Raw genomic sequence first — 5,167 nt, forward strand, 5'->3', positions numbered from 1 at the left:
TATACATATGTCGAGCTGTCGTCATCCTTGGTGGCAGGACTGGCCGCAGCCGTTGTATTGTCTTTTAGGTTGAACGCAAAATAGCTATCGCTGGAAGTTTGGGGTGCAATGCCATTCTCGGCATTAGCTTCAAGAATAGCTATCTGATCCAATTCCTCTTTCGTGGGAGTCGCAGCAAAGGGACGCCCATCAGCTGCAATGTAATCGTAGTCGGTAGCATATGCAGCACAAGGTGCGCAGAGCATGAACAACACGAACCCCACTGCGGCTGCATGCAATTTTTTGCCTTTCGCGAAAGAAGCCATCGGTCCTCCGTTTCCGCTTCGTAGAAGCTGTTGTAAATTTACTATTGTTTGGCAATAGCCCTGCAGTCAGTATTTATAGAATGGGCGCAGTGAAACGAAACGAACTATTTACGAGAGAAACTATCGGTTTCTGATAGCAAGCAATATTTTATTGAGCTCATTTCTAAAGAAAAATAAGATATCGGAATAAGCTGAGCAGGCATTCCCTTCTTTGTAAATCATATACATGTCAAAAGCTATTTCGCCATCTGACCCCAATTGTCGTTCTATGGTCTTATTACTGATGAATCCATATGGGCTGATAAGGAGTAGACCGCCCTTCTTGAGAAAAGCGTCAACTTCCTCAACCCTCGAGGGAACCTCTTCGAACGTTAGCTTAAGGGATTTCTTGTTTAATTCTCGTTTCATATGATTGGGTATGTAGCGAAGGTCATCCGGAAATGCAATAGGCCAATCGCTCAGATCTGAGAGCATGATTTTCGTTTTTGCGCCCAAGGGGTGATTTGCGGCCATGGACACATACACGGGTACAGAAGCGATTCTATGATAATTTAATTCGTCCGTATTGGGTTTGCCGAGAATGATAGCTGCGTCCAAGATGCCGTTCAGTACTCCGCCAAGGCAAACAGCACTCGAACGCCTAATGAGGTCAAGACTAATTGGCCGCAACCTATCGAATAGAGTCGAGAAATTTGTATTCGAGAAAATATCTCCTCTTAAGCCCGCATTGTAAACACCTAGGGTCAATTTCTCTAAACTGCATAGATCATTATGCTTATCGCCTTCGCATAAAAATCTGAGCAACAAATCGTATTCGGAAATCAGCTGAGAGCTGCGGGCAACCAGCTCAATTGCGGCATTTGTTGGGCGGGATTCTCTTCCCACCTTTTCCATAAGAGCTACGCCTAGCTCATTTTCTAATTGACGTATCGCTTTCGACAACCCCTGTGGCGAGATAAAAAGAGATCGCGCAGCAAGTTGGTAATCCCCATAATTGACTACGGCTGAAAGGTATTTCAACTGCCTAATATCCATGCTAGGCCTCCTCTAACCTTACGATAGGGGATAAAGCAGCAATTGAATTTGCAGGTCGATATTATTTCGGCAGATGGATATAAACGCTCAAATAACTTCAATATGACCAACAGCCCTTCTGATCGCAAAACCTGAGAATGATGCCCAAAGTAGAGAAGGCCCTACTTCCCAGTTGGAAGTAGGGCCTTGACATATGAAAGAAATGTTTGTTACGCCAAGACAAACATGAGCAAGAACGCGAGCGAGGCAACCCACATGAGCGGCTTGACTTCCTTCGCCCTGCCAGTCACGAGCATAATGACCACGTAGGAGATAAAGCCGAAACCAATGCCGTTCGTGATGGAATACGTCATGGGAATGCCCATGATGCACGCAAACGCCGGGAACGCATGCTCAATGTTCTCCCAATCGATATGCGCCACATCAGAAAGCATGAGGTAGCCCACAACGACAAGCGCACCGCAGGTAGCCGAAGATGACACCATGCCAATCACGGGCGCAAAGAACGCGAACACAACGAACAGCAGGCCCACGACGATGTTGGACAGGCCCGTACGAGCACCAGCTGCAGCGCCCGAAGCCGATTCGACGAACGTGGTGATAGAGCTCGCGCCGCAGAAACCACCTACCGCAGCGGCCGCGGAGTCGACCATGAGAATGGGTTGAATGTCGTCAACGTTGCCATCTTTGTCGGCGAACTCGCCACGCTGGCCAACGGCAACAACCGTGCCCATCGTGTCGAAGAAGTCACTCATAAGCAACGAGAACACGAAGAGCAGCAAGGCAGGCTGCAGGAACACCTGGACGATTGCCATGGTGTCGGTGCCCGGAATGGTTTGGAACGGGGCCGCAAAGGCCGAGAAGTCCAAACCGAAGTTCCACGACGTCGGCAGCGGCGTTACGCCCAGCGGAATGCCGACGATCGTCGCCGCAACGATGGAGATGAGCAAGCCGCCCTTCACGTTGAGCACCTGCAGAATAACCGCGATCGCAATAGCGACAAGGGAAACGATAGCAACAGGCGAAGACAAATCACCAAGCGTAAGAAGGGTCGATTCGCTCGAGACGATAACGCCGCCACCCTTCAGACCGATAAATGCGATGAAAAGACCAATGCCGATGCCAATAGCGTGACGCAAGCTAGCAGGAATAGCGTCCATGACCGCCTTACGAAGTCCGCACGCAACCAAGATGAAGATGACCACGCCTTCGAGCATAACAATGGCCATAGCAACACGCCAGTCGACGTTCACGCCGCCCAGGCACAGGGTATAGGCGACGATGGCGTTAATGCCCATACCAGACGCCAAAGCAACAGGACGGTTGGCGATAAGGCCCATAGCAATCGTCATGACGGCTGCGCCGATGCACGTTGCGGTAAGCGCCGCTTCAAACGGCATGCCCGCCGCAACAAGCATCTGCGGGTTAACGGCGATGATGTACGACATCGCAAGGAATGTCGTGAGGCCGCCGATGACCTCATTTCCGACCGAAGAATTACGCTCGGAAATCTTAAAAAACGTATCCACTCTCAACCTTTCTGCTCGAGAAGCTTCGCCGCACCATCTATGCGGCAAATGAGCATATTATCACGCCACAGAAAAGAAAGCAGAGCAACCTACGATGCGACGTGTAGAAAGGCTCGCAGCAAAGGTGAATGGATGCGAGAAGATTAGTTCGAGCCCCACTGCGTGCTCGGAAAACGCAAAAAGAAGGATGGCCCCTTGAGCCCCACTCGCCCCAAAGGCAGCGAGCGGAAGCCGGGTGCCCCAGATTGCCCCGCCGCATGGCCAAGCGTACTTCGGTACGCGCCGAGCCGTGCACAAGGGGCAAGATGGGGCGACAGGCTTCCGCGCAGCGTCAGGTCGCCTCAAACGAAAAAGCGCCGTTCGTCAGAACGGCGCAATAAAGACTGGAGCGGACATAAGGGGCTCATGGACGCGCTTCGCGCGCCCCTTCCCCTCGGGCTAAAGCCTTCGGGCGAATTCCTAAAAACCGCCCACTGGGCGGTTTTCTTGACGGAATTCCACCTCATCGGTTCGAGCCCCGCTACGTGCTTGAAAACGAAAACAGCCGAGGCGCTTGCCTCGGCTGCAGTATTTCTGGAGCGGACAACGGGGCTCGAACCCGCGACCCCCACCTTGGCAAGGTGGTGCTCTACCAACTGAGCCATGTCCGCAAATATGGAGGCGAGAACCGGATTCGAACCGGTGGTGAGGGCTTTGCAGGCCCCTGCCTTACCACTTGGCCATCTCGCCATTATCAAAAGAAGCCCGCCCGAAAACGGGCTTCGAATGAACTGGAGCGGACAACGGGGCTCGAACCCGCGACCCCCACCTTGGCAAGGTGGTGCTCTACCAACTGAGCCATGTCCGCGAAGTGGTGGGCGATACAAGATTTGAACTTGTGACCCCTACCGTGTCAAGGTAGTGCTCTCCCCCTGAGCTAACCGCCCACTTCGTTTGGTTGTTCGAATCGTTTCCGTTCCGCTCAACCGCGCGAGTTGGTATATTACAGACTTCCCCAGGCGAATGCAAGAACTTTTTTCGAATTTTTTGCCCTTATGCCTACTATAACTGAATTAACGCAGGTCAGAGGCTAATGGTATTCCGAATATATCCAGCTATGATATTTCCTCGCTTCCCTGGCCTTTGATTATGCCCCATGGAAGATGGCAGAAATCGCCGCAATGGGGCCCGAGTGCACAGAATCGAGCGCGTTTTGTCAGAAAATACGACAATGGGGCCTCGGCTTTCGAACCGAAACACCGTGCTGAACCCGAAATCGAACCTTGAGGTACGATCGGAGCCTCAATCCAGGGCTCAAAGAAGGATCGATGAGCCGCAGAGAGGCCCCATTGCGCCGCTTTCTGCCATAACAGGCCTTCCATGCCACAACAGACTTCCCAGAACACAATAACAAGTCAAAGGGGGCCGTTTGTCTCGCAAGTCTATGGTCCGTAGCCCATAGATCACGGGTCATGACCCTACAATTCAACAACCCCATGGTTCCATTGGCCACCATGGCCCTACGGTCCTACAGCCCAAGGATCCAAGTCCAATCTTGCCCCATAAGCTTAGGCATAAGCCCAAGCCCGACCCTACGCATCAACCTGGCTTGCCTGGGACGAAAAATATCAGCCAGATGTAAAAAAGCCACCCGATTGGGTGGCTTTCAAGTTTCGATGGTGTCGGAGGCGGGATTTGAACCCGCACGCCCGGTATGTGGGCACTAGCACCTCAAGCTAGCGTGTCTGCCGTTCCACCACTCCGACGTGGTTCCTTGTTTGGGTTGCCCCTCGCAAGCGACAAGATAGTATTCTACAGGAACGTCTATTGAATGCAAGAACTATTTTAAGAAATTTTTCCCGCGCGAGCAATGCCATAAACGCGCACGTCTTTGGCCTTCAAGCCCGTGCTCGTAAAACAATCCATGGGTTCAAATCAACCTTCGCGAAGGCTCATAAGGGCTCGCCTCCGACTCTCCTATAAACCTCTTACAAACACGATTGGACCCACTCGGCCAAACCGCCTCTTCCAGTTAAGACCCCAACCCAAATGCCTGCGGAGCTTCCACATACAAAAAAGCCACCCGATTGGGTGGCTTTCAAGTTTCGATGGTGTCGGAGGCGGGATTTGAACCCGCACGCCCGGTATGTGGGCACTAGCACCTCAAGCTAGCGTGTCTGCCGTTCCACCACTCCGACGTGGTTCCTTGCGTATTGCAAGCAGCGATTTGGTATTATACGGAACTCTCTGAATTGAGCAAGACCCAATTTAAAGAAAATTCGAAACCTAGCGAGAAATCGTGCCCTGCGGGTACAGAAG

Annotated in this window: 3 protein-coding genes and 6 tRNA genes; all 9 read right to left on the reverse strand. The window is 52.1% G+C overall.

The annotated features are described in order from the left end of the window. A partial coding sequence (locus ACWI8T_RS09700; RefSeq protein ID WP_449138800.1) for a hypothetical protein occupies positions 1-305 on the reverse strand: 305 nt, incomplete at its 3' end. Between the two features lie 120 nt (positions 306-425). Further along, entirely contained in the window at positions 426-1,340 is a 915-nt protein-coding gene (locus ACWI8T_RS09705; protein ID WP_449138801.1) for a LysR family transcriptional regulator, read from the reverse strand. 209 nt (positions 1,341-1,549) lie between these two features. Next, entirely contained in the window at positions 1,550-2,869 is a 1,320-nt protein-coding gene (locus ACWI8T_RS09710) for an NCS2 family permease (RefSeq protein ID WP_449138802.1), read from the reverse strand. A 574-nt stretch (positions 2,870-3,443) separates the two neighbouring features. Further along, a tRNA-Gly gene (locus ACWI8T_RS09715) sits at positions 3,444-3,519 on the reverse strand. A gap of 5 nt (positions 3,520-3,524) precedes the next feature. Next, positions 3,525-3,598, reverse strand: a tRNA-Cys gene (locus ACWI8T_RS09720). 42 nt (positions 3,599-3,640) lie between these two features. After that, positions 3,641-3,716, reverse strand: a tRNA-Gly gene (locus ACWI8T_RS09725). Positions 3,717-3,720: 4 nt separating this feature from the next. Continuing rightward, a tRNA-Val gene (locus tag ACWI8T_RS09730) sits at positions 3,721-3,795 on the reverse strand. A 730-nt stretch (positions 3,796-4,525) separates the two neighbouring features. Next, positions 4,526-4,614: transfer RNA gene (locus ACWI8T_RS09735), tRNA-Leu, on the reverse strand. A 343-nt stretch (positions 4,615-4,957) separates the two neighbouring features. Continuing rightward, a tRNA-Leu gene (locus ACWI8T_RS09740) sits at positions 4,958-5,046 on the reverse strand. Positions 5,047-5,167: the final 121 nt, after the last annotated feature.

The organism is Slackia sp. (assembly GCF_977041755.1).

Bases quoted from the DNA above. Each gene is read 5' to 3' on its own strand.
- ACWI8T_RS09705 (WP_449138801.1), bottom strand. From the start codon at position 1,340: ATGGATATTAGGCAGTTGAAATACCTTTCAGCCGTAGTCAATTATGGG.